We start from the raw sequence: 1571 nt of genomic DNA, 5'->3' as shown, positions 1-1571 counted from the left end.
GAACAGCGCCACCGCCAGCGGCGTGCCGCCATCGCCATAGGCCTCCGCCTCGACTGAGCCGCCGGCCGCGACCAGCCGATCGAGCAGGGCAAGCCGGGCCTCCAGATCGCCGCGGCCACCGCCATAGGCGATGTCGTGCAGCGGCCCCCAGGCCTTGTCGTTGGCCAGGGTCGGATCAGCGCCGGCATCGAGCAGGTCCCCGGCCAGGACCAGGCGGTTCATCGAGATGGCCAGCATCAGCAGCCGGTTGCCGTTGGTGCCGCGGGCGTTGATCAGCTCGGGACGCGCCGCCAGCACGGCGGCCAGCGCCGCGCGGTCGCCGCCGCGGATCGCCTCGAAGGCGGTGCGGAACGGTTCCTCCGCCCGTCCCGCCTTCATCGCCTCGATCCGGTCGGCGAAACTGGCCCAGTCGTCGAAGCCATGCGCCCGGGCGACGATCAGCTCGGCATCGGCCTCGCTCAACTCCGCGGCGCGGATCTCCGTCTCCGACACCGTGGCGAAACATGGGTGGAAGCGCTGCACCAGGCGCAACGATCCGGCCTCGCCGGTGCGGTGGTTGCTGCGGATGCCGGCGGCGCGGTCGCGGTAGTATTGCAGCTCGGCCTCGAACGGCCGGGCGATCTCCGGCGGCCCGCCGGCCAGATGGGCCTGCAGCTTCGGCCAACTGGCGAAGCCGTATTCGCGGGCGATCACCCATTGCGCGTCGCTCAGCTTCGCGGCGGCGACGATCTCGGCGTCGCTCCGGTGAGCCAGCCGGGGATGGCGGTAGCGAATGCGGGCCAGCGCCTCAGCGCTGCCGGCGTGCAAGGCCTTCAGCAGATCCTTGGCGCGCTTTTTCTGCTGCTCCGGATCGGGCGAGGCGGGCAGGTCCTGGGCATAGGGATGGGGCATGACGCTCCTCCTTTCACACGCCCGGCATCCGCATCATCGGGCAGAAAGAAGGATCGACGCAGCTCTGCGTTCGTCTCTCACAAGGGGGCGCTGCCCTTCCCGCGGACCGGATGCGTCTTGCACGCGGGCCCGAGGCTAGCTCGACGGGCGACTCGTCGCAACTGGATGTTGCCCTCGGCCCCCGGCGTCGCCATGGTGCGCGGCCAACACGACAAACCGGTTCCGCCCGTGCCCCACATCCGCCCGTCCATCCCCGCCGACCTGCCGGCGATCCAGGCGATCTACGCCCATCACGTGCTGACCGGCCTCGCCTCCTTCGAGGAGATCCCGCCCGATGTGGCGGAGCTGGCGCGGCGGCGGCTCGACGTCACCGGCCGCGGCCTGCCGCATCTGGTGGCGGAGGTCGATGGCGAAGTCGCGGGCTATGCCTATGCCGGGCCCTATCGCAGCCGCCCGGCCTATGGCTACAGCGTCGAGAACTCGATCTACGTCGCCGCCGACATGACCGGGCATGGCATCGGCCGGGCCCTGCTGCAGCGGCTGATCGAGCTGTGCGCCGAAGCCGGCGCCCGGCAGATGGTCGCGGTGATCGGCGACAGCGCGAACACCGCGTCGATCGGGCTGCACGAGGTGATGGGCTTCAACCGGGTCGGGCTGCTGCCCTCGATCGGCTTCAAATT

Annotated in this window: 1 protein-coding gene and 1 pseudogene; one reads left to right on the top strand and one right to left on the bottom strand. The window is 70.8% G+C overall.

Going from position 1 to position 1571, the window contains the following annotated elements:
* Positions 1–891 (bottom strand): annotated as a pseudogene (locus AC3XYG_RS22140) (hypothetical protein); the annotation flags it as partial.
* A gap of 228 nt (positions 892–1119) precedes the next feature.
* On the opposite strand from AC3XYG_RS22140, the gene AC3XYG_RS22135 reads away from it, so the two are divergent.
* On the top strand, positions 1120–1571 hold a 452-nt coding region (locus AC3XYG_RS22135), incomplete at its 3' end, for a GNAT family N-acetyltransferase (protein WP_489142031.1).

This window comes from Inquilinus sp., from assembly GCF_057815775.1.
The sequence above is the reverse complement of the archived record's forward strand: the minus strand, read 5'-3'. Positions and strand labels throughout refer to the sequence as shown.